Raw genomic sequence first — 26,656 nt, forward strand, 5'->3', positions numbered from 1 at the left:
ACCACCGCCTTCTGCCGTCCCCGCCCGCCCGGCCGCTATACTGCCCTGCTATGCCGCGCCCCGCCCGCCCGAACAGCTCCCCGCCCCAGCGCCCCCGCAAACCCCGCGGCGACCACCGCACCCGCCAGCCCGCCCACGAGTATGTGCTGGAGGTGCTGCCCGGCCTGGAAGCCGTCGCGGAGGGAGAACTGGGGGCCGTGCCGCTGGCGCGCGACATCCGGGGCCTGCGCTTCTGGTATCCGGGCGACCCCGAGCGCCTGACGCGGCTGCGGAGCGTGGTGGCCGCCTACCGCGTGCGCGCCTGGGACGTGCCGCGCCCCCGCGGCCTGCTGGGGCACCAGCAGCTCGGGGAACTCACCGCGTTTCTGGCGGAGGTGGTGCGCTTCGGCGGGCACCGCTCCTTCCGCCTCGCCGCGGCGGGCCGCGAATCGAGCGTGATGGCCCGCCTGGCCGACGAACTCCAGGCCGCCCTGAATCTCCCCCATGACCCCGAGGAGGGCGAACTCCTGATCCGGCTGCGGCCCCAGGAGGACGGCCCCGGCTGGGAGGTGCTGGCCCGCCTGACCCCCCGACCCCTCAGCGCCCGCGCGTGGCGGGTGTGCAACCGGGGCGGCGGCCTGAACGCCACCATCGCCTACGCCCTGCACAAGCTGGCCGGCCAGCGCGACGAGGACCGCATCTTCAATCCCATGAGCGGCAGCGGCACCCTGCTGGTCGAGCGCGCCCTGCTGGGACCCTATGACGCGATGGTCGGCGTGGACCTCGATCCCGCCGCCGTCGCCTGTGCCCGTGCCAACCTCCAGGCCGCCCGCCGTGAGGTGGAGGTCGCTCAGGTGGACGCCCTGCACACAGGGTTGCCCGCCCGCTCCTTCGACCTGATTGTCAGCGACCTGCCCTGGGGCGACGCCATCGGCACCCACGGCGGCAACGCCGAGCTGTACCCCGCCTTCCTGAGCGAGATGCACCGCCTGCTGAGCCGCCAGGGCCGCCTGGTGGTCCTGACCCACGAGCTGAGGCTCTTCGAGCGCCTGCTGCGCGAACAGGACCGCTGGCACGCCCGCGAACTCTTCCAGGTCTATAGCGGCGGCCACCACCCCAAGGCGTACCTGCTGGGCAAACGCTGAGGGCAGGGCGCTGAGGCTGAACCCCGCGTCAGCCCGCCCTCACGCGGCCGGGCTTGCGAGGGGCGAGGCTGAAGCGTGCCCCGCTTGCTCCCGACCGCTGCCCTGCTCGCCCTGGGCCTGACCGCCGCTGCCGTTGCCGTACAACCCGCCTGGACGCTGAAGAAGACCTCGTTCCTGGGCTTTACGGATCGTGGCGAGGTGGTCACCCGTGCGGGGGCCGCGCCGGTGCTGGAGCGCCGCGACCCCCGCACGGGTGAGGTTCTGGGAACCGTCGTCTTTCCGGAGGCGGGGAATGACCTGGGCCTCCTTGCCTTCACGCCGGACCGGAAGACCCAGGCGTGGCTGAACCGGGCGGGCGACCGGCTGACCGTCCGCACCCCGGCAGGGCGCTGGGAGGCCAGCCTTCCGGGGGTGCGCGGTACCCAAGCGCTGGTCTTCAGCCCTGACGGGCGGACCCTGGCCGCCATGAACGCCTATGGCTATGTCCAACTGTGGGACGTGGCGGGGGGCAAGCGCCGCGCCACCCTGCGGCTGCACTCGCAACCGCGCAGCCTGACTTTCCATCCGTCGCGGCCCCTGCTGGCGGTGAACGAGGCTCTGGGGGCAGGCAGCGTCACCCTCTGGAACACGGACACCGGCCATCAGGTGCTGACCGTGCCGGGCCTGTCGGGCGTCCTGCACCCCTTCCAGTTCGCGCCTGACGGTACCCTGCTGGCGGGTGTGGGCTACAGCGCCGGGTTTCTCCAGCTCGGTCTGGATCGGCTGGGGCAGGGGGACTGGGGCGTGAGCCTGCGGAAGCTCCCCACCTACACCGAACCCTGCCCACCGCGCAGCCTGGCGAAGGTCTGCGCTCGCGGCGTGCGCTCCGCCAGCTTCAACGCCGACGGAAGCCGGGTGCTGCTGAACATTTCCCGCACCGTGCAGAACATCCCGGCAGCCCTGCTGTACGACAGCAAGACCGGTAGGCTTCTGAAGACGATAGACGGCACCGATGCCTGGGCCACCCTCACCCCCGACGGCCGGGGCCTGATCCTGAACAACTGGGAGGGCAAGGTCCAGGGCGCGCCCCTGCCCTGACCCCTGATAAGGCTTCCGGTTGATCAGTTATGAAATAACTGGTTAACCCGACCGGAGGGAGAAGGAAAAACGGTGACGGATAGGAGTGGAGGTCCCGCAGCGTAGCGGAGGGGCCGTAACGGATTATCCGGAATCTGTATAGCTCCCTGGTTACTCCACCCCCAGCGCCGCCAGTTCCTCCCGGAGCTGCGCGGCGTTCTCGTACCGCACGGCGTGCATTCCCACCGAGCGGGCGGCCTCGGCGTTCTGCGGGCGGTCGTCGATCATCACGGCCTCGTCGGGGCGGACGTGGGCGAGGTCCAGCGCCAGGCGGTACATCGCGGGGTTGGGCTTGAGCAGGCCCAGGTAGCAGGAGGTGAAAAAGGCCAGCAGGAACCCGTCCAGCCCGTAGGTGCGGACGCGGTACTCGTTCAGGTCGCGGCCCTCGTTGTTCAGGGCGTACATCCGGTGCCGCTGCCCCAGGTCGCGCGCCAGGGCCAGGGCTTCCGCCTGCGGCTGGCTCTCGGCCTCCATCGCCGCCCGGAATTCTTCGGGTGTAAAGGCGCGCGGCGTGTGGAAGATGGTCTGGTCCAGGTACTCCGCGAGGCTCATGCGGCCCCGTTCCAGTTCCGGCACCGCCAGCTTGTGCCGCTCGGCAAAGTCCTCCGCGTCCAGCCCGAAGCGCGCCACCAGCCCCGCCCGCTGCTCGCGGTCCCAGCCGTTGGTGAGCAGCACGCCGCCGATATCCCAGAACACTGCGCGAATGGTCATGCCTGAGCGTATCCCAGCAGTCAGCTCTGAGCCATGAGCTGTGAAAAAGAGGGTTAGAGCCTGGGGCGGCCAGCTCATGGTTCACTGCTCAGGACATACGCGATTCAAAAGACGAGTACGTGTGGGAGAGTTTTTCAGCCCCTCTCCCCTTGCGGGGGACTTGTAAAGCTGCGGAGCAGGGGGGTTGGGGAGGGGGGTGGACGGCGCAGCCGTCCCAGAACAGGAAACTGCAACTTCTCTCGGCCGCAGAGAACCACGTTTCGCGTAAGTCCTAGGGCGGCGCTCCGTTGCGTTGCCGCAGGTCTCAGGCGTCCACTCCACTGCGCGCCGCCCTTTTTGCGTGACTCGCTTCGCTCGGAAAGGTTGCCAAAAGGCGGCAACCTTTCTGCGCCCCGCCCTAAGCTCGCGGCTCATCGCCCTTCACTTCGTGTCGTACCAGTTCGGCCCGGTGCCGACCTCCACCGCGAGCGGTACGCTGAGCTGCGCCGCACCCTCCATCACCTCGCGGGTCAGCCCCGCGATGGCGTCAGCCCGGTCCTCCGGCGCTTCAATCAGCAGTTCGTCGTGGACCTGAAGCAGCAGCCGCCCGCCCAGGGCGTCGAGTTCCTGGTCGAGGCGCACCATCGCGATCTTGATGATGTCGGCGGCGGTGCCCTGAATCGGCATGTTGTAGGCCAGGCGCTCGCCCGCCTCGCGCAGGGTGCGGTTTTGCGACTTCAGTTCGGGCACGTAGCGGCGGCGGCCATACAGCGTCTCGACGTAGCCGTGTTCGCGCCCGAAGGCGAGGGTCTGATCGATGTAGCGCCGGATGCCGGGATAGGTGCTGAAGTACACGTCGATGAAGTGGGCGGCCTCGCCGTAGGGGATGCTCAACTCGTTGCTGAGGCGGTGGGCGCTCATGCCGTACAGCACGCCGAAATTGACCGTCTTGGCGGCGCGGCGCTGGTTGGCGCTGATGGCGTCTTCTGCCAGCCCCAGCACCTGCGCGGCGGTGCGGCGGTGAATGTCCGCCCCCTCGCGGAAGGCCTGCTGCATCAGCGGATCGTCCGCGATGGCCGCCAGCAGCCGCAGCTCGATCTGCGAGTAGTCGGCGCTGATCAGGCAGTAGCCCTCGTCCGCGATGAAGCCCTTGCGAATCTCGCGGCCCGTCTCCGAGCGGATGGGGATGTTCTGGAGGTTGGGGTTCAGGCTGCTCAGGCGGCCCGTCGCCACCGCCGTCTGCGCGAAGGTGGTGTGCAGGCGGCCCGTGCGCGGGTTCACCAGATTGGGCAGGGGGTCGAGGTAGGTGCCGCGCAGTTTTTCCAGCTCGCGGTACTCCAGCAGCGCGGGGATAATGGGATGCTCGTCGCGCAGGGGTTCCAGGGCGCTGACGGCGGTGGAGCGCTTGCCGGTCAGCTTGGTCTTCTTGCCGCTCGCCAGCCCCAGCTCGTCGTACAGCACCGCTTCGAGCTGATCGCGGCTGCGGATGCTGAACTCGCGGCCCGCGTGGCGGTGAATCTCGGCCTCCAGACTGGCGATGCGCCCCGCCGTCGCCTCCGACAGCCCGCGCAGGTAGTCCGCGTCCAGGCGCACGCCGCGCACCTCCATGCGCTTCAGCACGGCGGCGAGCGGCTTTTCCACGTCCTCGTACAGCTTGCGGCGGGCGTCGTCGAGCTGCGGCGGGAGGTCTTTCAGCAGGCGGTCGGTGATGGCCGCGCGGGTCGCCGCGTCGTCCGGCCAGGTGGTGCGGAGGTAACGCTCCGCAACGACGGGCATGTTGGTGTTCGCGGGGTCGAGCAGGTAGGCGACCAGCAGCGGGTCTTCTCCCGGCTCCACCACCGTGCCGCGCACGCTGAGGTGGGCCGCCAGCGCCTTCGCCCCCGCCGCCGTCACCGTCCGCTGCCCCACGAACTCCGCCTCGTTCACGGTAGGGGGAAAGAGGGCGGCCTGGCGTTCGGCGGCCTTCTGCGCGGCCCGGGCGGCCTTCTCGGCGGCCTGCTGCTCCTTTTTGGTGAGCTTTTTGGAGCTTTCGTCCGGCGCGAGGTCGGTGAAGAGGGGGCCTTCCGGCGACGCGGCGTCCAGCACGGCCACGGCCGCCGCCGTACTGCCCGGACGTTCCTCCACCGGGGCCACCCGCGCCACCTTCCCGTCGAAGGTCGCCGCTGCGATCAGGTCGGCGGTCAGGTCGTCCTCGCGCGAGAGCACGTAGCCCCAGGTCATGCCGGGGCCGGGGGTGCGCCACTCGGCGAGTTCGGGCGTCTGGAAGGTGTCCGGGCCGGAAATGGCCTCCGCCTCTGCCTCCGGTGCCCCTTTGGTCAGCCCCAGCACGTCCTTTTTGAGGGAGGCGAGTTCCAGTTCGTCCAGCAACGCCTCCAGCCGCTCGGGGTCGCCCGCGCCGCGCGGCACGCCGAGTTCCACCTTCAGCGGCAGGTCGGTCACCATGCACGACAGCTCGCGGCTGAACAGCACGTCGGCCTCGGAGGCCAGCAGCTTCTCGCGGGTGCCCTTCGGTTCCAGGGTCCCCGCCTTCGCTGCCGCCAGCGCCGCGTCCAGCGTGCCGTACTCCTGAAGCAGCTTGGCCGCCGTCTTGGGGCCGATGCCCTTGGCCCCCGGAATGTTGTCGCTGGCGTCGCCGGTCAGGGCGCGGTAGTCCACCCACTGCCCCACCGTCACGCCGTATTTGGCGAGCACGTCCTCTGGCCCAATCAGCGAGAAGTCGCTGCTCAGGACGCGCACGTGGTCGTCGAGTAGCTGGTAGGCGTCGCGGTCGCTGGTGACGATGCGGACCTGAAAGCCGCGCCCCTCGGCCATCTTGGTGAGGGTGGCGATCACGTCGTCGGCCTCGTAGCCGGGTTCCTCCAGCCGGGGCCACCCCAGCGCGTCCACGATGTCGCGCACCCGGTTGATCTGCGCGGGCAGGTCGTCGGGCGTCTGCGCGCGGCCCGACTTGTAGCCGTCGTACTGCTCGTGGCGAAAGGTCTTGACCGGCGGGTCGAACACCACGATCACCTGATTGGACGCCTGCCGGGCCAGCCGCAGCGTGTGGCGCAGGAAGCCCAGAATCGCGTGCGTCGCCTCGCCCCGGCTGTTGTGCAGCGGGGGCAACGCGAAGTACGAACGGTACGCCAGCGCGTGCCCGTCGATCAGCACCAGCGTGTCGGGAGAGGAGGCAGTCATGGGAGGATTCTACTGTGGGCGTAACGCCTGGCCCGGAGAGGCGAGGGGGCCGGGGGGCAAGGAACAGGGAGCCGCGTGCATATGCTGCGGCTCCCTGTTGCTGTATGGCTGTGAAAGAGGCGGCTCCCGCTCAGGGGTTGATGATGCCGTCGGGCGTGATCAGGCGCTCCTTGATTTCCATGCCCAGCGACTGCGCGGCCACGTTGGGAATGGTGTAGGTGTCGGCGGCGGCGTAGTTGACGGTGTAACCCAGATCGGCCAGCGCGCCCAGCGTGATCTTGCTCATGGGCATGCCGCTGCGGCTGGCAAAGCCGGTCATCAGCTCGGTCTGGAACACCGATTCCTTCCAGTGGCCGCACTTGGTGCCTGTGCCGTACTGGTCCTCGACAGGTACGCCCGCCGCCTGGCCGCCCAGGTTCCGGTACTCGCGCAGGCCGTTGGTGCCGCCGTACTGCACCTTGGTGGCGCTGGTGCAGGGCGAGGCGTCGGCGTTCAGGAACTTGTTCCACAGCGTGCCGATGCCCAGCACGTGGCCCATCTCGTGCAAGATCACGCCCTGAAGGGTACCGTTCGCCTCCATGCTCGCCAGGTCCGCCGTGTCGAACTGCATCTCGCCCCACAGCGGCAGGGTGGTGCCGCCGCGCACCTGACGGGGGCCAGCCTGCCCCAGCACGTTTCCGGCCCCGTCGATATCGGCCCCGCTGGCGACAATCGCCACGTCATCCACCGTGATCGTCTCGCCCGTGGAAATCCGCACGTTCGGCACGTCGGGCAGGCCCGCGGCGATGGCCTGCGACCAGCGGTTCGCCGCGCTGGTGAAGGCGGCCTTCTGTCCCTCGGTCAGCTTGCTGTCGGTCGGGAAGATCACCGTGATGTTGAAGGTGTCGCCGCCGGGGGTCGGCGTAGGCGTGGGCGTAGGCGTGGGCGTCGGGGTGGGCGTGGGCGTTGGGGTGGGGGCCGGGCTGGTGACGGTCACGGTCAGGCTGGCCTTCTTGCTGGTGTCCTGCACGCTGGTGGCCGTGATGGTGGCCGTGCCCGCGGCGACGGCGGTCACGCGGCCCGCGCCGTCCACCGTGGCGACCCCGCTGTTGCTGCTGCTCCAGGTCACGGCCTGGTTGACGCTGCCGGTGCCCTGCACGCTGGCGGTCACGCTCTGGCTGGCCCCGGCGGTCAGGCTGAGGCTGCTGCTGCTCAGCGTCACGCCCGTGACGACAGAGGTCGCGCCGCCGGTCACGGTGACCTTCATCTCGGCGTAGCTGCTGCTGCTGGTGCGGGCGCGCACGTAGGCGGTGCCCGCCGACACGCCCGTCACCGTGAAGCGGCCGGTGCTCGTCGCCGTCACGCGCGCCACCGCCGCGTTCGTGCTGGTCCAGGTGGCCCCGGCGACGTAGGTGCCGCTGACACTCTCGCCCACCGCCAGGCTGAGGTTGTACCCGTCATAGCGGTAGGCGCTCGTCGCCGTGGTGTCGGTGGGGGCCAGCGGAATGCTGGCGCTGCTGCCGCCACCACTGGGCGTCGTGCTGCTGCTGGGCGAAGTGGTACCGCAGGCCACCAGGCCGAGCGTCAGGGCGAGGGTGAGGCCGAGGGCTTTTTTCACATTCTGCATATGTCTCCTTGAGGGCACCGAGAAACCCCGCTCCTGCACAGGGAACCTGCGTTGTGGCTATGAAGTGAAGATAAAATGAAGGCCTTCCTGAAGCATAAGTTTTCTATGAGTTATCTAAGAACTCCTTAAGCCCTGCTTGAAGCCGTCTCTAAAAAGGCGAGAAATACGTACGATATTTCACTCCAAGCCTATAAGATTTTTCACATTTATAAAGAGTGGCTGGTGAGGGACGGTGTCTGCCAGCCTGTTTTCAGATACTGTGGGGAAAGCACAATACTTCTGGTACTATGGCGGCCCTCCGGATGACTGTCTAGACAGCCCGGGAGCTGGGTGTCGGCCTCCTGGCTGAACGGGAGGGCCGGGGTGTAAGGCTGGCGCTGCTGCGGCTTCGGGAGGCGAGGGGGTACGAAAAAGGCGGGGAGGCCGTTTCACCTGACCCCGCTCCCCGCCGCCTGTCATGCTGTAGTCGCGTGCCGCGCCCTCTGTTCAGGCCCCGACCTTGCCCCGTTCCTCCACCACTGCGGCCAGTTGCGCGGCCACCTCGTGAATCTCGGCCTCGTCGGGACCCTCGACCATCACGCGGATGAGGTTCTCGGTGCCGCTGGGGCGCAGGTTGACGCGGCCGCGGCCGTTCAGGCGCACCTCGGCCTGACGCACGGCGGCCTGTACCGCCTCGTCCTGGGCAATGGCCTTCTTGTCGCCCACGCGCACGTTCACCAGGGTCTGCGGGAACATCACCAGTTCGTCGTGCAGGGCGTCCAGGGTGGTGCCGAGCTGCTTCATCGCGCCCAGGGTCAGCAGCGCGGTCAGCACGCCGTCGCCGGTGGGAGCCACGTCGAGGAACAGCACGTGGCCGCTCTGCTCGCCGCCCAGGGTCAGGCCCTGCTGGTGCAGGCGCTCATGCACGTAGCGGTCACCTACAGCGGTGCGTTCCAGCGGGATGCCCGCCTCGCGCAGCTTCACCTCCAGGGCCATGTTCGCCATGATGGTCGTCACCACCGCGCGGTCCTGGCGGGCGCGGGCGTTCAGCAGCAGCATGTGGTCGCCCTGCACCACGTTGCCGCGCGAGTCCACGAACAGCGCGCGGTCGGCGTCGCCGTCAAAGGCCACGCCCAGGTCGTAGTCGCCCTCACGCACGATGCGCTGGAGGTGCTCCAGGTGCGTACTGCCGCAGCCCCGGTTGATGTTGCGCCCGTCGGGCGTGGTGTAGACCGCGAACACGTCCGTGCCCGCCGCCTGGAAGACCTTGGGGCCGACCCGGTACGCCGCACCGTTCGCACAGTCCAGCGCCACCTTCAGCCCGGTCAGGTCCGGCGCGTGCCCCAGCAGGAAGTTGATGTACAGCCGCTCGGCTTCCGTGTAGTTGGTCACCGACCCCAGGTCCACGCCCGTCACCGGGGTGAAGTGCGGCACCTCGTCGATCGCGGCCTCGATCTCCAGTTCGGTCGCGTCGCTGAGCTTCTGGCCGTCTGCCCCGAAGAACTTGATGCCGTTGTCCTGATAGGGGTTATGCGAGGCGCTGATCACCACGCCCGCGCCTGCCCCCAGGTGCCGGGTGAGGTAACTGACGCCGGGGGTGGGCAGCACGCCCACGTGAATCACGGTCACGCCCCGGCTGGTCAGGCCCGCCGCCAGGGCCGCCTCCAGCATGTCGCCGCTCTGGCGGGTGTCCTTGCCGATCACCACGCTGGGCCGCTCGCTCTGCCTTTTCAGGACCTCGCCTGCCGCCGCCCCGAGGTTCAGCACCCACCCGGCGGTCAGCGGAAACTCGCCCGCCACCGCGCGCACGCCGTCGGTCCCGAAATACTTCCGTTCGCTCATGATGCGGCCATCATACCCGCGTGAGTCAGGTGTGCATGTTGCTCATGTTTTGGGGACCGGGAACCCGCGGCGCGTGACCCGCGTAACAACAGGCATGAGCGGATTTTCCGGCGGTTCCTTCTCGTTCGGTCACAGTCACAGCCACCGGCGCGGGCGTGGGCGTTCCGGCTACCGGGGCCACAGCCACAGCAGTGGGCACCGGGGCGGGTTCCTCGGCGGCGTGATGGGGCACAGCCACAGCAGCGGCCAGCGCGGGCACTACGGGCGCGGGGGGCATTACCGGCAGGTGTCCCAGCGGCGCGGGCTGGGCTGCCTGGGGGCGTTCGTGGCGGGCGCGGCCCTGGTGGGCGGCTCGCTGGCCGGTCTGGTTTCGCTGCTCGCTTGAGCCTGTTCCGCTTCGCGGACGGCTGGGACGCACTGCGCGGGCGGGGGCCTGCCCTCTCTTCCCACCTCTGGCCGCGGGAGCTGCGCGCCGCCTTTCCCGGCCCCCGTCGTCGCGTGGAGGCCTGGGTGGGGGAGGGGGCCGCCTTTGCCCGCTACGCGACGCCCCACGGCCCCCTCTTTCTGAAGTACCTCCCGGCGGGCTGGCGGGACGAACGCGCCTTCCGCCGCCTGGCCCGCGAGGCCGCCTATCTGCGGGACCTCGCGCCGCTCTCGCCGGTGCCCCACGCGCCGCTGCTGCACGCCGCCCTCGACCCCGGCCCCCCTGACCGCCGCCACTTCCGCGCACACCTCGTGACCCGCGACCTGACGGACGAGACGACGGGGTGGGGGGCCTTCGGGGCGGACGCGGAGCGGGAAGCTGCCCTGCTGGAGGTCGCGCGCCTGCTCGCCCGGCACCACGCGTTCTGGCACGGTCGCCCCGAACTGGTGGGCGAGTGGGGCTGGGACGCGGCGCAGGCCGTTCGCCGCGCCCACCGGACGGCCGCCGCGCCGGGCTGGACCTCCGACGACGGGCAGGCCGTGCGTGAGGCCGCCCACGCGCTGCCCGCGCTGCTGGAGGAGACGCGGGGCGTGACGCTGGCGCACGGGGATATTCACGCGGGGCAGGTGCTGTGGCCGGTCGGGGGCGGCCCGCCCATCCTGATTGACTACGGCCAGGCCCACGCCGCTCCCCTGGGAGAGGACCTCGCCCACCTGCTGTCTGTCCGTCTGGACGCCCCTGACCGCGCCCGCCTCGGCCCCGGCCTGCGGGAAGCGTACCGGGCGGAACTCGCCGCGCACGGCCATCCCCTCACGCCCGCGCAGCTTGCTGCCGAGGAACGCGCGGGCCTGGCCCTCAACCTGCTGACCACCGCCCGGCAGGCCCGGCGGGAGGCCGGCAGCGCCGTGCGGGCGGCGCTGCAGCGGGTGGCCGGGGCGTGGAAGGAAGGCGTGAGGGATTAGGGATTAGGTGTTAAGGGCTTGCCCTGTCCAGGCCCAGGAACCTCCGGTAGCGTTCCAATTCCGTCTCCACCCCTTTCTTCAGTGCTGCCGTCTGGCGCACCCCCGGCACGAACTGCACGTCTGCACCCAACTCGCCGCCCTCCACCTTCATGTTGGCCCAGCCCACCGCGCGCTCGGCCTGAAAGACGGGCAGGGCGTAGTAGCCGAACTGCCGTTTCGCGGCGGGGGTGTAGGCCTCGAAGCGGTAGGTCCAGCCGTGCAGGTGGGCGAAGCGGCGGCGGTCCCAGACCAGCGGGTCGAAGGGGCCGACCATCCGCACGCCGCGCACGGTGGGGAGGGCGTCCGCGTCCCACTCGGCCGGCCACACGTAGCGCACGCCGTCCACCCGCGCGCCCGTCAATTCCTCCCGCAGCGCCGCCCGGTACGCCCCGCGCAACTCGGCGTGCAGGTGCGGCAGCCCGAAGCGCGAGAGGCCGACGAGGTAGCCCAGGCTAGCTTCCGGGAGGGGGCCGTAGAGGGAAGCCAGCAGATGCACCGCGCCGCGCACCCGCTCCGGGGTGGGGAGCGGCGCGGCCCGCAGGGCGGCCAGATGCGGGGCTGGGCCATACAGCCGCACGCCGCCCACCCGCCGCGTCACCCGAACCTCGCCCCGGCGGTGCAGGGCGTCCAGTGCGCGGGTCGTGGCCGCCGACTGCCCTCCCCAGGCATTCACCACCCGGCCCCGCCCCACCGCCGCCGCCACTTCACGCGGGTGAACCTCCGGCCCCGCCTCCACCAGGGCGCGTACCTCGGCCAGCAGGCCCGGATGTTCCCGCTCCACCCGCGTCTCGCCGGGTTCGCGCGGATGCAGCAGCGCCTGCACCGGCCGCGTCACGAAGCCGTAGTTCGGCAGCATGTCCTCCTCGGCATTCAGCGTGGGATAGAGCCGTTCGAGGTCGCCCGCCCGGTAGCCGCGCACCCGCCCCATCAGCGTGAGGTCCTGCGCCCGCGCCGGGGCACGGATCGGGTCGGCCTGCACGAAGCCCAGGCTGTCCAGCGCCTCCTGAAGCGAGGGCCGCCGTTCCAGCGTCCGGAAGGCAAAGGCGCGCAGGGCAGCGGGGGTGAGGGGCGCGGGGTGGTCGGGCATGGGGGGAGGGTAGCGTGGGGGCGGTCAGCTTTCAGCGATCAGCGGTCAGCAGCGGCTTTTCGTCCCTCATGCGGAATGAAAATGAGTCCTCTGCATCTGTGAGGCGTGCAAGCTGCCCCGTCGCCCCCTCTCCCCAGCCCTCTGCTGGGCAGCTCTACGAGTCACTCGCAAGGGGAGAGGGGGCAGGCCATCCATCTTGATGTCAACGAATCAACTTCATCCCGTAGCACTCTGCTCCTTCGCCTGACTCCCGAGGCCTCCGGAACCCCCATCCAGCCCCCTCCTGGGCTGATGGCTGAAGGCTGAGTGCTGAAAGCTCTCTAAAGCTCCATGCTCGGCACCCCCGGCGACACCCAGGGACTGCCGCGCAGCAGAAAGCGCCAGGGCAGGTTGCGGCCTTCCTTGATGCCGACGCGGGCGGTGATGAGCACGGCCTCGTCGGGCACGGGCGCGGCGGGTGGAAGCAGATGCAGCGCGGGGCTGTCCACCCGTGTATGTGCCACCTCCGCCGGATTCAGGCCCAGGGCGTAGACGAGCTTGGCGGGGCCGCTGGTGAGGTCGCGTTCGCGGGTCACGGGGCGGTGCGTGAGCATGGTGCCCAGGCCCGTCAGCGGCTCCAGTGCCCGGATCAGGACGCTGGCCGACACGCCCTCCTCGCGGCAGGCCACCTGGAGGAGCGGGTGGCCGTGGGCCATCCAGAACAGCCAGTGGCCCGGCGCAATCGCCATCTCGGCGCTGCGGGCGGCGTGAAAGCGTCCGGCGGTGCAGGCAGGGTCGCGCGGGCAGTCGTAGGCCTCGACCTCCACCACCCGGCCCGAGAGCACCTCGCCGCCCGGCAGCGTGCGCACCAGCGTGCCGCCCAGCACCTTGCGGGCCACGCGCACCGGGTCGCGGGCAAAGAAGGCGGGGGAGAGGGGTGAGGGCATGGGGCAGAGATTAGCGCCGCTGCCGGAAACTCAGCAGGGAAACGAGCGCACCCGCGCCTGCCAGCAGGAGCAGAGGTAGCCACAGCACCGAACCCTCCCGCAACACCGGGCCAATGTTGTTTGCCATAACCAGCAGACCCATGCCCCGGACCACCAGCGAGGTTGCCTGTGCCTCGCGGCCCTGCCAGTCTCGCAGGACGCCCAGGCCAGCCACGGCCACAGCCAGGAGGTCCAGCACCACGGCGGGCCAGATGGGAGGCGTGGGGGTTCGGTCCAGCAGGAATAGCAGGCTGAGGGCCACGACGCCCAGGCCCAGCAGCGTCCAGACACTGCCCCATCCCCACCTGCTTCGCCGCGCCCCCCGCACCTGTGGATCGCCATCCAGGCCAAAGGCTCCCTGTTCGCTCATGCCTCAGCTTATGGCTTGCGGGCGGCTGCGGGTTCACACCCCGTCACCTGAAGGAACTTTTATACTTCTCACCTGTGCGTCTGCTGTCCCTCGTTCTGACCCTGCTGTCCCTGCTGGTCCTGACCCTGCCTTTCCCGGCGCGGGCGGGGAACCTGACCCTGGTCTATCACCAGATCGGCGGCCAGGGCGGGGTGACGCTGGGGGTGCAGGCCGACACCCTGCGGCGGCGGGTGCTGGAGCTGCGGGCGCGGGGGTATGTCTTCGTGACCAGCAGCGAGGTACTGACGTATCCGCGCCACGTCAAGACCGCCTCCTTCCGCTTCGACGACGGCTTCGAGAGCGTCTACCGGGTGGCCTTTCCGGTGCTGCGCGAGCTGGGGGTGCGGGCCACCGTCTACCCGATCCTGGACCTGATCGGGCAGCCCGGCCACATGACGCAGGCGGAACTGAACGAGCTGCGCGCCGCCGGGTGGGAGGTCGGCTCGCACACGCGCACGCACGCGGCCCTGATCGACCTGGCCCCCCACCGCCTCGCCTGGGAGCTGGCCCCGCACGACGCGGACGTGCCGGGGTGCGTGGCCTACCCCTTTTACCTGCAAGACGCGCGGGTGCGGCGGGTCGCCCGGCACACTTTTGCCTGTGGCGCGGGGGGGGCCTTTGGTGTGCGGGGCGAACAGTATGCGCTGCCCGGCCCGCTGGCCTCCCCGTGGGACGACTGGCTGCTGCCGCTGCGGGCGGGGGCGGGCCTCGACCTGCGGGTGCCGGTCCTGCTGGGGCTGGGGGGCAACGTGCTGCTGGGTTCGCCCGACGCCGAGTCGGCCGCCCCACCGCTGTGGAATCCCGCCGCCTTTGAACTGGTCGGGTCGGGGGCGCTGGGGTTCGTCTGGCAGGAGGGCGTGCGCGATACGCGCCTGCTGGTGCGCCAGCGTGACCTGATGCTGGGGCTGAACTTCCTGCGGGGCCGCGAGACGTACAGCGGCGCGACCCTGGCCTATAACCTCGCCCCGGTCACGCTGGCCGTGGGCTACGGCACGCGCGGCCCAGTGGCGGGGGTGTCCGTGGCGCTCGGCGGGTACGGGGAGGTCTGGGGCCGCTATCTGGAGGGCGCGCCTGCGGTGGGAGCCGAACTGATTCCGCTGAACTACCTGCGGCTCAGGGCCGAATACACCCTGGCCCCGGCCCGGCCCCTCACGGGGGGCACGCTGCGGGGCGAGGCCCAGTACGCGCTTCCCCTGTTGCCCGGCGAGGGCCGTCCCGTGCGCGTGCTGCTGGGCTACGACCGGGGCTGGTACGGGGGCGGTACCGTCCGACTGGGGGCGCACTCCGCCTCCCTGACTTCCCGCCTGGACCGCCTGAGCTTCGGCGTGCGGGTGCAGACCCTGTGGTGAGACGGGTCAGCGCCGCCTGAGCGGTTGCCAGGCGGACCACAGATACCACACAGCCAGCAGCAGCGGCAGGAGCCGGAGCGGTTGCCCCAGCAACCAGGCCTGAAGATTGCGGCCCAGCAGCATCAGCAGCAACCCGGCGCTGGCCCACAGGTTGGCCCGGCGGTCCTGTCCGCGCCAGCCGCACCAGAGGCCCCAACCTGCCAGCACGGCACCCAGCAGGGTGGCCCCCCGCTCCAAAGAACCATCTGCCAGCAGGAACAGGAATCCTCCCAGGCACAGGACGGTGAGGCTCCAGAGCAGGCCCCAGCCCTCCATGAACACCCTCCGCCGCCCCTTCCGCACCCGCGGGTCGCCTTCCAAGCCAGCAGGCCGCTCCTCGTGCATAGCTCAGCTTACGGTCCCCAGCCACCCTTCCCCAGCCAGCCGCCTGAAACGTCAGCGAAGCCTCAACGCGGGCTGTCCTTTGGAAGGTGGCTGGGCAGTACGCTGCACGGTGGACAGCACTTACCTTGCACCCCAGGAGGAACCTCACATGATGGACATCTTCAACATGCTCGGCGGGATGGGTCAGGCCCAGCAGACGGTCAGCAGCCAGCTCGGCACCTCGCCCCAGCAGACGGAGGCCGCGCTGGAAGCCGCCGTGCCGCTGTTGCTCGGCGCGATGACGCGCAACGCCCAGGAGCCGCAGGGCGCGCAGGCCCTCGCGGGAGCGCTCGACGGGCACGACGGGCAGGCGCTCGACCTCTTCGGCCAGGGCCAGGTGCCCAACATGCAGGAAGGGCAGCAGATTCTGGGCCACGTGTTCGGGGGGCAGCAGCAGGCCGCCGCCAATGCGGTCAGCCGCCGCGCGGGGATCGACCCGCAGCTCGCCATGCAGCTTCTGGCGATGGTCGCGCCGCTGGTGCTGGGCTACCTCAGTCGCCGCCGTCAGGGAGGCGGAACCTGGGGTGGGCAGGCCGGGAGCCAGACGGGCAGCCAGACCGGGGGCATGGGCGGCATCGACATCGGCAGCGTCCTCGGCGGCCTGCTGGGTGGGGGCGGCCTGGCCGGCATGTTCGGGGGCAGCCAGCCCCAGACCCCCCAGCCCCAGCAGATGCCCACCCAGGGCGGTGTGCTGGGCGGCGGCTCGGTCCTGCCCGGCTATCCCCAGAATGAGTATTCCCAGAATGCGGAAGTGCAGAACCCGGTCGGTCAGCCGGGCCACGCCGGAACAGGGCAGATGGGCGGCAATCTGGGTGGCATGATCGGCACGCTGAACAGCGCCCTCGACCGCGACGGCGACGGGAATGCCCTCAACGACCTGATTGGGATGTTCGGGGGGCGGCGCAGGTAGGGGAGCGGTCAGCGTTCAGCCGTCAGCGGTCAGAACGGGAGAAAGGGCCGCCCGGCAAAATCGGTGCGGCCCTCTGGCTTGGGGCGGTGCTCAGTGAAGTTGCCGCCCAGGACATACAACGACATAACAAAGCACCGCCCTATTTCTGTGCGGCCTCCAGCTTCTCGCGCGAGTAGGGCCGGTAGCCCGGCGGGGTGCCGGTCTGCTGGTCGTCATACAGACTGGTCGTCAGGTAACGCGCGCCCGTATCCACCGCGATGGTCACCACGCGCCGACCCGGCCCCAGGCGGCGGGCGACTTCCAGGGCGGCCCAGACCATCGCCCCGCTGCTCATGCCCACGAAGATGCCTTCCTCGCGGGCCAGGCGGCGGGCCAGGGGGTAGGCGTCCTCCTCCCAGACGGGGATCACCTCGTCGATCACGCTGCGGTCGAGGTTGTCGGGGATGAAGCCCGGCCCCATGCCCTGAAAGCCGTGTTCGCCGCGTTCGCCGCCCGAGAGGACGTTGCTGCGGGCGGGTTCCACCGCGATCACCCGGATGTCCGGGTCCTGCCGCTTGAGGTAACGGCCCACCCCGCTGATAGTGCCGCCCGTCCCGGTTCCGTACACGAAGGCGTCGATGCGCCCGTCCATCTGCGCCCACAGTTCGGGGCCGGTGGTGCGCTCGTGGGCGGCGGGGTTGGCCGGGTTGCTGAACTGCCCCAGCATCACCGCGCCTTCTTCCCGCGCGATACGCTCGGCTTCCTCGATGGCGGCCAGCATCCGGCGCTCCGGGTCGGTCAGGACCAGCTCGGCCCCGTAGGCGGTCAGGGTGCGTTTGCGTTCCTCGCTCATCTGGGCGGGCATGCACAGAATCAGGCGGTAGCCGCGGGCCGCCGCCACCTGCGCCAGCCCGATGCCGGTGTTGCCGCTGGTCGGCTCCACGATGGTGCCGCCGGGCTTCAGAAGCCCCCGGCGCTCGGCGTCCTCGACCAGCCCCAGGGCGGTGCGGTCCTTGATGCTGCCGCCGGGATTCTGGCCCTCCAGCTTCACGAACACGTCCGCCATCTCCGGCGTAACCACCCTTCGGAGCTGCACGAGCGGCGTGTTTCCTACCAGCGCGTCAATCATGGGAAGAAGCATAGAGCGGGCAGCCGTCAGCGGTCAGCGTTCAGCCGTCCATTTCCCTGATCGCTGATGGCTGATACCGACTTGCTCTGATTCCAGAACATCCGGGAAAGCACCAGATGTTCTCCAGGGGCCGGAGGCTCAGGGGCGGCCCCTCGCCTTTCTTGCTGGGAACCCTGTAGGCTGACCCGCTCATGGTCCATCGCCGCCAGCCGGTATTTTTTGCTGCTCGCTCTGCTGCGCAGCTTTGCAAGTCCGCTCGGTTGATTCTTGCGAATCAACGCAATTTGGTATGAAAGCTGCCTGCTCCCCTAGAATGCGCCCCGTGCGCCTGGCCCTGATCGCCGACATCCACGGAAATGCTGACGCCCTGGGGGCCGTGCTGGCCGACGTGGACGCGCAGGGGGTGGACCGCATCATCGTGAACGGTGACGTGGTGAACCGGGGGCCGGATTCGGTGGAGGCGCTGGAGCTGCTGCTGGCGCGCGGCGACGTGACCTTTACCCTGGGCAACCACGACGATCTGGTGCGGCTGTGGCACGCACGCAGCGACACCCTGCCGGGGGACTGGTTCACCGATCCCTTCTGGGGCGCGACCGACTGGAGTGCGGCGCAGTTGGGCCGAGCGGGGCTGCTGCACGTGCCGCAGGACTGGCCCATGACCCTCACGCTGAGCGAGCCGGGCCTGCCCGACGTGCTGGTCGCGCACGGCACGCCTGCCCACTACCGCGAGAGCCTCAGCGAACGCACCGACCCCGCACGGGTGGCGGAACTGGCGGGCGGCGCGGGCGTGCTGGTCGGCTCGCACATCCACCGTCCGGCGCAGGCGACCCGCGGCGGCGTGCTGGTGCTGAACACCGGGGCCGTCGGCGCGCCCGCCAATGGGGACCCCCGTGCGCAGTACCTCCTGCTGACGGCCACGCCCGTCGGGTGGGTGCCTGAGTTCCGCGCCGTCCCCTATGACCGCTCGGGCGTCCTGAGCCGTTTTGAGAGCAGCGGTCTGCTGGACACCGGCCTGAGCGCCGAGATCTTCCGCGACGAGATTCGCAGCGCCCGCAGCCTCTACACGCCTTACTGGATGTGGACCGAGGCGAACGCCCATCCCCGCAACGCCGACACCTGGGCGGCCTTCCAGCGCGAACATCTGCTGCCGCGCGGCTGAGCCGGCGAATGATGAGGGCAGTGCTCCGTTCGACAACCTTCCTGAGCCGAACGGAGCACCACTCTCGCTTCCCCATAGATCAGAAAACCGCCCGCAAGGGGCGGACGGTCTCTGGCGAAAGGGAGGCTTAGCGGGCGGGGGGCATCAGCACGGTGTCAATCACGTACAGCGTGCCGTTGCCCGTATCGATGCTCGAACCACCGGTGATGATCGCGTTGCCGATCATGTTGCGCTCGGGGTTGTTGGTGCGCGTCAGCGCGAGGGCACCACCCTGCACACTGGTCAGTTGCGGGCTGCTCGCCAGCGCGGTTCCCGTGATACGCCCCTGAACCACGTGGTACAGCAGGACCTGGCGCAGGCGGGCTGGGTCGGCGCTCAGGGCCGTCAGATCCGCCGGGGCCACCTTGTTGAAGGCCTCGTTGGTCGGGGCAAAGATGGTGTACTCACCGCTGGCAAGGGTGTCGGCCAGCCCGGCCTGACGGACCAGTTGGGCCAGGGTGGTGAAGCGCGGGTCGCTGGCGATCAGCGTGGCCAACGTGGTGTTGTTGGCCGAAGTGGTGCCGCTGGTCGAAGTGCTGCCCGTCACGGGAGGCGTCGTGGTAGTCATTGCCGCCGTCCCGGTTGTGGTGGTCGTGCCGGTCGTCGCAGTGCCCGTCGCAGGAGTGGTCGTCGTGGTACCGGTAGCAGCCGTTCCCGTCGCGGGGGTTGTCGTCGTGGTGCTCGTTCCCGCTGCGGGCGTCGTGGTCGTCGTTGCCGCCGTGGTGGCCGGAGCCGCCGTGCTGGACGAGGTCATGCCAGCCGGCATCAGCACAGTGTCAATCACGTACAGCGTGCCGTTGCCCGTATCGATGCTCGAACCACCGGTGATGATCGCGTTGCCGATCATGGTGCGCTCGGGGTTGTTGCTGCGGGTCAGCGTCAGGGCACCGCCCTGCACGCTGGTCAGTTGCGGGCTGCCTGCGAGCGCCGTGCCCGTGATACGTCCCTGGACCACGTGGTACAGGAGGACCTGCCGCAGGCGGGCGGGGTCGGCACTCAGGGCCGCCAGATCCGCCGGGGCCACCTTGTTGAAGGCCTCGTTGGTGGGGGCAAAGATGGTGTATTCACCACTGGCGAGGGTATCGGCCAGTCCAGCCTGACGGACCAGTTGGGCCAGCGTGGTAAAGCGCGGGTCGCTGGCAATCAGCGTGGCCAGCGTGGTGTTGTTGGCCGAGGTGGTGCCGCTGGTCGAAGTGCTGCCCGTCACGGGAGGCGTCGTGGTGGTCGTTGCCGTCGCCGTGCCCGTAGCGGGGGTGGTGGTTGCGGGCGTGGCAGTGGTCACCGTAGCCGTGGTTGTCGTCGTGGTGGTAGCGGTGCCCGTCGCCGCCGTACTGGTATCTGCCGGGGTCGTGCTGGTGGAGGTCTCCGTCGTGGCTGCGGGCAGAGTCAGGCCGGGGGGCATCAGCACCTGGTTGATGACGTAGATGGTGCCGTTGCTGGCCGTGGTGACCGTTCCCGTCACGCCAGCCGTGCCGATCATCTGCATGTTGCCGTTCATGCTGGTGGGAAGGGCACCGCCCGCCATAGCGTTGAGGGACGTGCCGCTCGCAAGCTGGCCCGCGCTGACGCGGCCCTGCACGATGTGGTAGGACAGCACCTGCCGTAGCAGCTCGGGGTTGGCTTCCAGCGTCGCCAGGGTGCCTTCGGGCAGCGCGTCAAAGGCCTCGTTGGTGGGTGCGAAGATGGTGTAATCGCCGTCAGTCAGCGTCTCGGTCAAGCCCGCGTCGCTCAGCAGGTCGCGGAAGGTGCTGAAGCGGTCGTCCGCCACGATCACGTCGTACAGCGTGTTTTCCTGAACCGTCGTCGTGGCCTGGGCCGTGGTGTCGGTGGTAGCGGTCGCCGTGTCCGTGGCCGTCCCAGTGGTGGTATCGGTGGTCGTAGTGGCCGTCGTCGCGGTGCCCGTTGTCGTGGTGCTGGTCGCCGCGGTTCCGGTGGTCATCGTCGTACCGGTCGTGGTGGTCCCCGTAATGGTGGTGCCCACCGTGCTGCCGCTGACCGTCGCGCCGCTGAGCGGAAGGGCGGGAATCCGGCTGATGTCGGTGCCCATGGGCGCGGTGGGGGCCGCCGGAGCAGGAGCCGCCGGAGCCGGGGTGGTCGCCGTGGGGGCCGGGGCAGGGGTCATCGGCATGGGGGCCGTCGCCATCATGGCGGGGGGCACCAGAACCGCGTCGATCACGTGGATCACGCCGTTGCAGGCGGTGATGTCGGCGCGCGTCACGTTGGCACTGCCCACCATCACGCGGCTGCCGTTCATGCGGACGGCCAGGTTCGCGCCCTGCGAGGTCTTGATGTTCTTCACGCCCATCACCTGACGGGCGGTGACCTTGCCGGGAACCACGTGGTAGAGCAGCACGCTGCCCAGCATGTCCGGGTCGTTGAGCACCTGGGCCAGCGTGTCGCTGGGCAACTTGGCAAAGGCCGCGTTGGTCGGGGCAAACAGGGTGTACTGCCCGCCCATCAGGGCCTGGGTCAGGCCCGCGGCCTCCACGGCAGTCCGCAGCGTGCTGAACTGCGGGTCGGTCATGACGATCTGCGCGATGCTGCGGCAGGTGGCCGGGGTCGTCGCGCGGGGAGCGGGCGCACCCGCGCCGCCAGCAAGAGCGGGCGTGGCGAGCATCAGGCTGAGCGTGATCAAGCTGGTCTGCTTCTTCATGAAATCACCTCTGGGTTGAACTGTCCGCTTCCCAATCTCTACCAAGGCTTCCCGGAAAGCAACCTGCGCCGCGATTCGGACAGAAGACCTAAACAATCCCCCGATTCGACTTGGGTTTCGGCTCATAGAAGGCTCATTGGAGAGGAGGTGACGGCCGTACCGCCAAAAGAGCAGCGGCGAGCCACCTTGCGGGGGCCGCCGGGCTGGAAGTCAGTGTCTCTGGAAGCTGGCCCTACCGGCCGAAGTATTCCGGCAGGTCGGCTTCCGTGATCAGCACCTCGCGCGGCTTGCTGCCCTGGTGCTTGGAGACGATGCCCATCGCCTCCAGCATGTCCATCAGCTTGCCCGCCCGCGCGTGGCCGACCGAGAGGCGGCGCTGGAGCCGCGACACGCTGCCCTGGCCCTCCTCGATGCAGATCAGCGCGGCCTGACGCAGGTGGGGGTCGCTGAAGTCCATGTTGCCCTTGTCGAGGCTGGGGCCGCTCGCCTCCACCATGCCGTCGAAGTCGGTGCCGTAGGCTTCCCCGAAGGCGTCGTCGAACACCTGCCGCCGCAGCTCGTCGGTGATGCGCGCCGACTCGACCTCGGAGATGTAAGGCCCCTGGAGGCGCAGCGGCTTGATCAGGCCCGGCTGATAGAACAGCATGTCGCCCATGCCGGTCAGGCGCTCGGCCCCCACGCTGTCCAGAATGGTGCGAGAGTCGTGGCTGGAGCTGACCGCAAAGGCGATGCGCGCGGGCACGTTCACCTTGATCAAAGAGGTGAGGATGTCCACGCTGGGCCGCTGGGTGGCGAGGACGAGGTGCATCCCGGTCGCGCGGGCCATCTGCGCCAGGCGCATGATCGCCGACTCAACCTCCTTGGGCGAGGTGATCATCAGGTCCGCCAACTCGTCGATGATGATGACGAGGTGCGGGAGTTCCGGCTCGCCCACCTGGCGCATCTTGGCGTTGAACTGCTCCAGGTTCTTCGCGCCGACCTGGGACATCATTTTGTAGCGGCGCTCCATGTGGGCCACCGCGCCCAGCAGCACGCCCGCCGCGTCCATCGGGTTGGTCACGACCGGGCGCACCAGATGCGGAATGCCGTCGTAGGGCGTGAGTTCCACCATCTTGGGGTCCACCATCAGGAAGCGCAGCTCCGTGGGCAGGTAGCGGTACAGCAGGCTGGTGATCAGCGTGTTCACGCAGACCGACTTGCCCGACCCCGTGCTGCCCGCGATCAGCAGGTGCGGCATCTTGGCGAGGTCGCCCACCATCAGCTCGCCGTCGATGCTCTTGCCCAGGATGATCGGCAGCCGGGCGCGCGTGTTCCGAAAGGAGGGGGCCGCCGCCGCCTGGTGGAACGTGACCGGCTCGCGCTCGGCGTTGGGCACCTCCAGGCCGATCACGCTCTTGCCGGGCACTGGGGCCTCCACACGCACGCCGCCCACGGCCAGGGCGCGGGCCAGGTCATTGCTGAGGCTGGCGATGCGGCTGATCTTCTCGCCGGGCGCGGGTTCGATCTCGTAGCGGGTCACGGTCGGCCCCCGCGCGAAATCCACCACCTTCGCCTGGAGGTTGAAATGCCGCAGCGTCTGGTCGATCACCGCCGCCCGCTGCCGCGCCGCCACGTCGAGCTGCGCGGTATTCATGGCCGCCGCCGGAACCGGGTCCAGCAGGTCATAGCCCGGCAGCGCGAGGTCCACCGCACCCTGGGTGGGGCGGCGGCGCTCCGGCTGGGCGCTTTCCCAGGGGGCGGCCTGGTCGGCAGCGTGGTCGTCCTCGTCCTGCGTCTTCAGGGTGGCCTGGGCCGTGCTGGTCTGGGTGGCCGGACGGCTGGGCGCGCTGGCCTGCACCCCGCCCGTGCCCAGCAGCGGCTCGGGAGTCGGCGCGACCGCGGTGAGGACCGTGGCCGGGGCAGGGGGGACAGAGGGGAGGGGAGAGGCCTCCGCGTGCCGGGCTTCCTCCGCGGTGCCCGCTTCCGGCAGGTCAGAACTGGCGGTGAAGTCGAAGTCGAGGGCGGGGACCGCTTCCTCGCCTGAGGGCATGGCCGGGGACTGGACGGCCATCGCCTGGGCACGTTCCAGCGCCTCCTTCTGCGCGCGTTCCAGGCGGGCGCGCCACTCTTCCTGGGCGCTCAGGGTGCCGTCCGGGTCGGCGGCGAGGGCCTCGGCCAGCGCGGCGGCCAGCTCGGTCGGGGCGCGGTCGAAGGCGGCGGCGAGATCGGGCCAGCCGGGATAGTGCTGCTCGCGGCCCCGCCAGCTCGTGAAGTCCTCGGCCAGGTCGCGCCAGGCCTTTTCGCGCTCGCGGTGGGCGGGGAGTTCGCGGGCCAGCACGCCCGCGTCGGGTTTGGCGAGGGCCTTTTCGGCGGCCTGGCGTTCGCGTTCCAGCTTGCCCGCCCGCGCGGCCAGGCGTTGCAGGTCGGTGACCATGCCGCGGCGCAGCCGCTCCAGCGCGGCGCTCGCCAGCGTGCTGGCCAGTTCCACCCGCAGCTCGTGACGTCCGGCACGGACCTCGTTCGCCACGGCCTCGGCGTTCGCGCCCGCACCCGCGGCCTCGGCGGCCACCTGGTCGCGCAGGTCGCGGGCCGCGTGGCTGGTGAAGGTGGCGGTGGCCTCGCGCCAGGCGGCCAGGTCGCGCTCCAGATGCTTCAGGCCCGTCTCGTCCAGGCCGCGCAGCTCGCGCCCGGCCCCGCGGAGTTCCTCCTGCTGCACCTTCAGCTCGCGGGCGTCGGGGTAGAGCCTGCGAAGCTGCTCCAGGTCGCGGGTATGCGCCGCGAGGCCCTGGCGCAGCGGCTGCCGCGCCCGGGCCGAATCACGCCCGTCCTGCCGCGCCTCGATGGCCCCCTGCACCTGGGAGGTGGCCCCGCCCAGCAGCACGCTCAGGCCCCGGAACAGGGCCTTGAGCAGCGTGAAGGCCGGGTAGCGCAGCATGATTTCCAGCCCCAGCGTGAGGGTCACGAGGGGCAGCAGCGCCGCCGCGTAGCTCAGGGCCGCCGTCAGCGGGGCCATCGCCCGCGCGGCCCCCTCGCCCGCCGCCCCCGGCACGAAGACCTCGTGCAGCGCCAGCAGCGACGCCACCACGACCACGCCGCCCAGCACCCGCCGGGTCAGCCCGGCCAGATCGCGGCCCAGAAACACCAGCACGCCGTACGCGACCGGCAGGACCGGCAGCAGGTACGCGGCCCAGCCCAGCCAGCCGATCAGCGCCGCGCGCGCCTGCGCCATAAAGCCGCCCTCCGTGAACTGCGGCAGGGTCAGGGTCACCGCCAGGAAGATGCCCAGCGCGAACAGCACCAGCCCCAGCGCCTCCCCATCGAAGCGGTTCACGGGTGGAGCTACCTTTGCACGAGCCTTCGCCATGCCGCCCAGTGTACCTGAACCGCCGTCCCTGCTGGTCCGGTTGCTCCGCGCCCAGCGCGGTTTTCTGGGAAGTTGCCTCCGCCTCTCCCGGCCCCTCTGCGCGCCGCCTTCATCACGGTTTCTCACTCTGTTCGGCCTAGAAAGGCGCGGCAACCTTTCTGCGCCCCGCCCTAGAGTGAGGGCGTGGCCCTGTTCCTGCCCTCCGTGCTGGTGACTGCCCTGTGGGCACATGCCGAACGTGAAGCTCCCCGCGAGTGTGTGGGGGCGCTGGGCGGGCACCCGGCCGGCGGGGAAGCGGCCGAAGCCGTCGCCCTGTACCCCCTCGCCAACCTGTCCCCCGACCCCGAGCGCACCTACCTGGCCGACCCCGGCCACCTGCTGCGCGCGCTGCGGGCGATGGAGGCGGGCGGCCTCACCCTGGTGGGCCTGTACCACAGCCACCCGCGCGGCCCGGCCTGGCCCAGCCCCACCGATGCCCGGCTGGCCGCGTACCCGGTGCCCTACGTGATTGCCGACCTGCGCACCCGCATGCTGCGGGCCTACCGCCTGCCCGAGGGAACGCCGGTGCCGCTCCGGCTGGAAGGCCCCCATGCCTGAGGCGCGCATTCACGCCCTGCACGGCTTTATCGGCAGTGGCAAGACCACCTTCGCGCGGCGGCTGGAGCGTGAGGTGCCGGGCCTGCGCCTGACCAGCGACGAGTGGATGGTCGCCCTGTATGGCCAGGACCCACCCGCCGAGCTGTTCCCGGTCTACCACGCCCGCGTGATGGCGGTCATGGAGGCGCAGTGGACCCGCGCCCTGGAACTCGGCGTGCCCGTGATTCTGGACCACGGCTTCTGGACGCGGGAGAGCCGGGACGCGCTGCGGGCGAAGGCGGCGGCGCTGGGGGTGCCCCTCACCCTCTACGCCCTGACGCTGCCGGAGGAGGAGGCGCGGCGGCGGGTGCGGGAACGAAACGAGCAGGTAGGGACGCTCTATATCGCGGACGCGACCTTTGAGCTGTTTCGCGCCCGCTTCGAGCCGCTGGGGGCGGAGGAGGAAGCGGTCCCGATCCCGTCTCCACGCTTCTCCCTTGAGATGGGTGATGCGGGTAGCCCTCCCATGTAAGAAAAGTGCGATGTGCACGGCTTTTTCTCCCGCAAGGGGAGAGGGGTGCCCGCCGCCAGGCTGCCCTCAGCCAGCAATCGGTCAGCTCTTGGCCCGAAGCCCGCCCCGCTGTCGGACTCTCCGCTCAGGGCAACCGCCCCAGCCGTTCCAGCAGCAGCTCGAAGAAGGCCGCGTCATCCACCCGCATCCCCACCTGCACGTTCGCGGGCTGGTCCGTCACGCCGTACAGGTCGCACACCGTCCGCCCGAAGTTCAGGCCCTCCTGCGTTTCCACCTGCACGTTCATGGGCTGCATCTGAAAGAGGTCAGGGCGCAGGACGGCGGCGACGGCGGCGGGGTCGTGGAGTGCCCCGCCCGGGAGGCCGTAGCGCTGGCGGTAGAAGCCCGCGTAGAAGGTGAGCAGTTCGGCACTGACGGTTCCCGCGCGGTTGCCCAGCGTCCGCAACCTCTCCACCCGCTCGGGCGTGGCGATGGCCTGCATGGTCACGTTCAGGCCGAACATCCGTACCCTGGCCCCCGCCTCCAGCACGACCCTCGCTGCGTGCGGGTCGGCCAGCGCGTTGAACTCGGCCGCAGGGGTGCGGTTGCCCTGCGCGGTGCCGCCGCCCATCCACACGACCTCGCGCAGCAGGCCCGGCAGATCGGGGGCCAGGCGGAAGGCCAGCGCCACGTTCGTGAGCGGCCCGGTCGCCACCAGCGTCACCTCGCCGGGCCGCTCGCGCACCGTGCGGATGATGAAATTCACCCCGTGTTCCGCCTCCGGGGCGCGCTCCGGTTCGGGCAGGTCGGAGGCGGGCAGGCCGCTGTCGCCGTGAACCTCCGGTGCTGTCAGGGGCACGCGGACGAGGGGGCGGTCGGCTCCGGCAAAGACGGGTACCTCTGCCCCCGCCTCACCCGCCAGCGCCAGCGTCACCCCGGCGTTGTGCGTGGTGAGCTGTAAGCCCACGTTGCCATGCACGGTCGTGACGCCCAGCACCTGCACCTCCTCCGGGCTGGCGAGCGCGAGCAGCCAGGCGATGGCGTCGTCGAGGCCGGGGTCGCCGTCCAGAATCACGGGGAGGGGAGCGGGGGTCATGGCGGGCATTCTAGGGCGGCGCTCCGTTGCGTTGCCGCATGTCTCATACGGGATAAAGTTGATTCGCTG

Annotated in this window: 21 protein-coding genes; 9 read left to right on the forward strand and 12 right to left on the reverse strand. The window is 70.1% G+C overall.

Annotated elements, in window-relative coordinates:
• Window positions 1–50: 50 nt before the first annotated feature.
• Together ABEA67_RS01165 and ABEA67_RS01170 are read left to right on the forward strand one after the other, a co-directional pair.
• Window positions 51–1,124: a methyltransferase domain-containing protein gene (locus ABEA67_RS01165; RefSeq protein ID WP_345459623.1), complete on the forward strand. Its 1,074-nt coding sequence runs from the start codon at window positions 51–53 to the stop codon at window positions 1,122–1,124.
• Window positions 1,125–1,199: 75 nt separating this feature from the next.
• The gene (locus ABEA67_RS01170; protein WP_345459626.1) at window positions 1,200–2,201 is read left to right on the forward strand and encodes a WD40 repeat domain-containing protein; all 1,002 of its coding nucleotides are present in this window, start codon (window positions 1,200–1,202) and stop codon (window positions 2,199–2,201) included.
• Between the two features lie 150 nt (window positions 2,202–2,351).
• Here the strand turns inward: ABEA67_RS01170 and ABEA67_RS01175 are convergent, their stop codons facing one another.
• From ABEA67_RS01175 to glmM, 4 genes are all read right to left on the reverse strand, one after another.
• Window positions 2,352–2,951, reverse strand: coding sequence for an HAD family hydrolase (locus ABEA67_RS01175; RefSeq protein WP_345459629.1), 600 nt, complete (start codon window positions 2,949–2,951; stop codon window positions 2,352–2,354).
• Between the two features lie 420 nt (window positions 2,952–3,371).
• Window positions 3,372–6,107, reverse strand: coding sequence for a DNA polymerase I (polA, locus tag ABEA67_RS01180; RefSeq protein ID WP_345459632.1), 2,736 nt, complete (start codon window positions 6,105–6,107; stop codon window positions 3,372–3,374).
• A 130-nt stretch (window positions 6,108–6,237) separates the two neighbouring features.
• Window positions 6,238–7,713, reverse strand: a complete 1,476-nt coding sequence (locus tag ABEA67_RS01185) for an Ig-like domain-containing protein (protein WP_345459635.1) — start codon at window positions 7,711–7,713, stop codon at window positions 6,238–6,240.
• A 486-nt stretch (window positions 7,714–8,199) separates the two neighbouring features.
• Entirely contained in the window at window positions 8,200–9,534 is a 1,335-nt protein-coding gene (glmM, locus tag ABEA67_RS01190) for a phosphoglucosamine mutase (protein WP_345459638.1), read from the reverse strand.
• A 94-nt stretch (window positions 9,535–9,628) separates the two neighbouring features.
• On the opposite strand from glmM, the gene ABEA67_RS01195 reads away from it, so the two are divergent.
• Window positions 9,629–9,919: a hypothetical protein gene (locus ABEA67_RS01195; RefSeq protein WP_345459641.1), complete on the forward strand. Its 291-nt coding sequence runs from the start codon at window positions 9,629–9,631 to the stop codon at window positions 9,917–9,919.
• Window positions 9,916–10,920: a phosphotransferase family protein gene (locus ABEA67_RS01200; protein ID WP_345459644.1), complete on the forward strand. Its 1,005-nt coding sequence runs from the start codon at window positions 9,916–9,918 to the stop codon at window positions 10,918–10,920. The genes ABEA67_RS01195 and ABEA67_RS01200 overlap by 4 nt, the downstream gene beginning before the upstream one ends.
• Window positions 10,921–10,930: 10 nt before the next feature.
• On the opposite strand, the gene ABEA67_RS01205 is transcribed toward ABEA67_RS01200, so the two are convergent.
• The 3 genes from ABEA67_RS01205 to ABEA67_RS01215 form a co-directional block, all read right to left on the reverse strand.
• The gene (locus ABEA67_RS01205) at window positions 10,931–12,046 is read right to left on the reverse strand and encodes a DNA glycosylase AlkZ-like family protein (RefSeq protein WP_345459647.1); all 1,116 of its coding nucleotides are present in this window, start codon (window positions 12,044–12,046) and stop codon (window positions 10,931–10,933) included.
• A 320-nt stretch (window positions 12,047–12,366) separates the two neighbouring features.
• On the reverse strand, window positions 12,367–12,972 hold the full coding sequence (locus tag ABEA67_RS01210; protein ID WP_345459652.1) for a DNA-3-methyladenine glycosylase: 606 nt from the start codon (window positions 12,970–12,972) through the stop codon (window positions 12,367–12,369).
• Window positions 12,973–12,982: 10 nt separating this feature from the next.
• On the reverse strand, window positions 12,983–13,381 hold the full coding sequence (locus tag ABEA67_RS01215) for a hypothetical protein (RefSeq protein WP_345459654.1): 399 nt from the start codon (window positions 13,379–13,381) through the stop codon (window positions 12,983–12,985).
• Window positions 13,382–13,455: 74 nt separating this feature from the next.
• On the opposite strand from ABEA67_RS01215, the gene ABEA67_RS01220 reads away from it, so the two are divergent.
• Window positions 13,456–14,769 carry a polysaccharide deacetylase family protein gene (locus ABEA67_RS01220; RefSeq protein ID WP_345459657.1) on the forward strand — a complete coding sequence of 438 codons (1,314 nt, stop codon included), beginning with the start codon at window positions 13,456–13,458 and terminating at the stop codon, window positions 14,767–14,769.
• 6 nt (window positions 14,770–14,775) lie between these two features.
• Here ABEA67_RS01220 and ABEA67_RS01225 read toward each other — a convergent pair whose 3' ends face one another.
• Window positions 14,776–15,084, reverse strand: coding sequence for a hypothetical protein (locus ABEA67_RS01225; RefSeq protein ID WP_345459660.1), 309 nt, complete (start codon window positions 15,082–15,084; stop codon window positions 14,776–14,778).
• 217 nt (window positions 15,085–15,301) lie between these two features.
• Between ABEA67_RS01225 and ABEA67_RS01230 the strand changes: the two genes are divergently transcribed.
• Window positions 15,302–16,102: a DUF937 domain-containing protein gene (locus ABEA67_RS01230; RefSeq protein ID WP_345459662.1), complete on the forward strand. Its 801-nt coding sequence runs from the start codon at window positions 15,302–15,304 to the stop codon at window positions 16,100–16,102.
• A 139-nt stretch (window positions 16,103–16,241) separates the two neighbouring features.
• Here the strand turns inward: ABEA67_RS01230 and cysK are convergent, their stop codons facing one another.
• Window positions 16,242–17,210, reverse strand: coding sequence for a cysteine synthase A (cysK, locus tag ABEA67_RS01235; RefSeq protein ID WP_345459665.1), 969 nt, complete (start codon window positions 17,208–17,210; stop codon window positions 16,242–16,244).
• A gap of 313 nt (window positions 17,211–17,523) precedes the next feature.
• Between cysK and ABEA67_RS01240 the strand changes: the two genes are divergently transcribed.
• The gene (locus ABEA67_RS01240) at window positions 17,524–18,369 is read left to right on the forward strand and encodes a metallophosphoesterase family protein (RefSeq protein ID WP_345459668.1); all 846 of its coding nucleotides are present in this window, start codon (window positions 17,524–17,526) and stop codon (window positions 18,367–18,369) included.
• Between the two features lie 127 nt (window positions 18,370–18,496).
• Here ABEA67_RS01240 and ABEA67_RS01245 read toward each other — a convergent pair whose 3' ends face one another.
• The gene (locus tag ABEA67_RS01245; RefSeq protein WP_345459670.1) at window positions 18,497–21,061 is read right to left on the reverse strand and encodes a fasciclin domain-containing protein; all 2,565 of its coding nucleotides are present in this window, start codon (window positions 21,059–21,061) and stop codon (window positions 18,497–18,499) included.
• A 232-nt stretch (window positions 21,062–21,293) separates the two neighbouring features.
• Complete coding sequence (locus tag ABEA67_RS01250; RefSeq protein WP_345459672.1) at window positions 21,294–24,404, reverse strand: DNA translocase FtsK; 3,111 nt, start codon at window positions 24,402–24,404, stop codon at window positions 21,294–21,296.
• 183 nt (window positions 24,405–24,587) lie between these two features.
• Here ABEA67_RS01250 and ABEA67_RS01255 point away from each other — a divergent pair, with 183 nt between their 5' ends.
• Window positions 24,588–25,001 (forward strand): M67 family metallopeptidase, encoded by a 414-nt coding sequence (locus tag ABEA67_RS01255; protein WP_345459674.1) that lies wholly within the window; start codon window positions 24,588–24,590, stop codon window positions 24,999–25,001.
• Window positions 24,994–25,512, forward strand: coding sequence for a P-loop nucleotide/nucleoside kinase family protein (locus tag ABEA67_RS01260; RefSeq protein WP_345459677.1), 519 nt, complete (start codon window positions 24,994–24,996; stop codon window positions 25,510–25,512). The genes ABEA67_RS01255 and ABEA67_RS01260 overlap by 8 nt, the downstream gene beginning before the upstream one ends.
• Before the next feature lie 124 nt (window positions 25,513–25,636).
• On the opposite strand, the gene ABEA67_RS01265 is transcribed toward ABEA67_RS01260, so the two are convergent.
• Window positions 25,637–26,596, reverse strand: a complete 960-nt coding sequence (locus ABEA67_RS01265; RefSeq protein ID WP_345459679.1) for a nucleoside hydrolase — start codon at window positions 26,594–26,596, stop codon at window positions 25,637–25,639.
• Window positions 26,597–26,656 lie beyond the last annotated feature (60 nt).

Source organism: Deinococcus carri, from assembly GCF_039545055.1.
In the GTDB taxonomy this organism is placed as follows: domain Bacteria; phylum Deinococcota; class Deinococci; order Deinococcales; family Deinococcaceae; genus Deinococcus; species Deinococcus carri.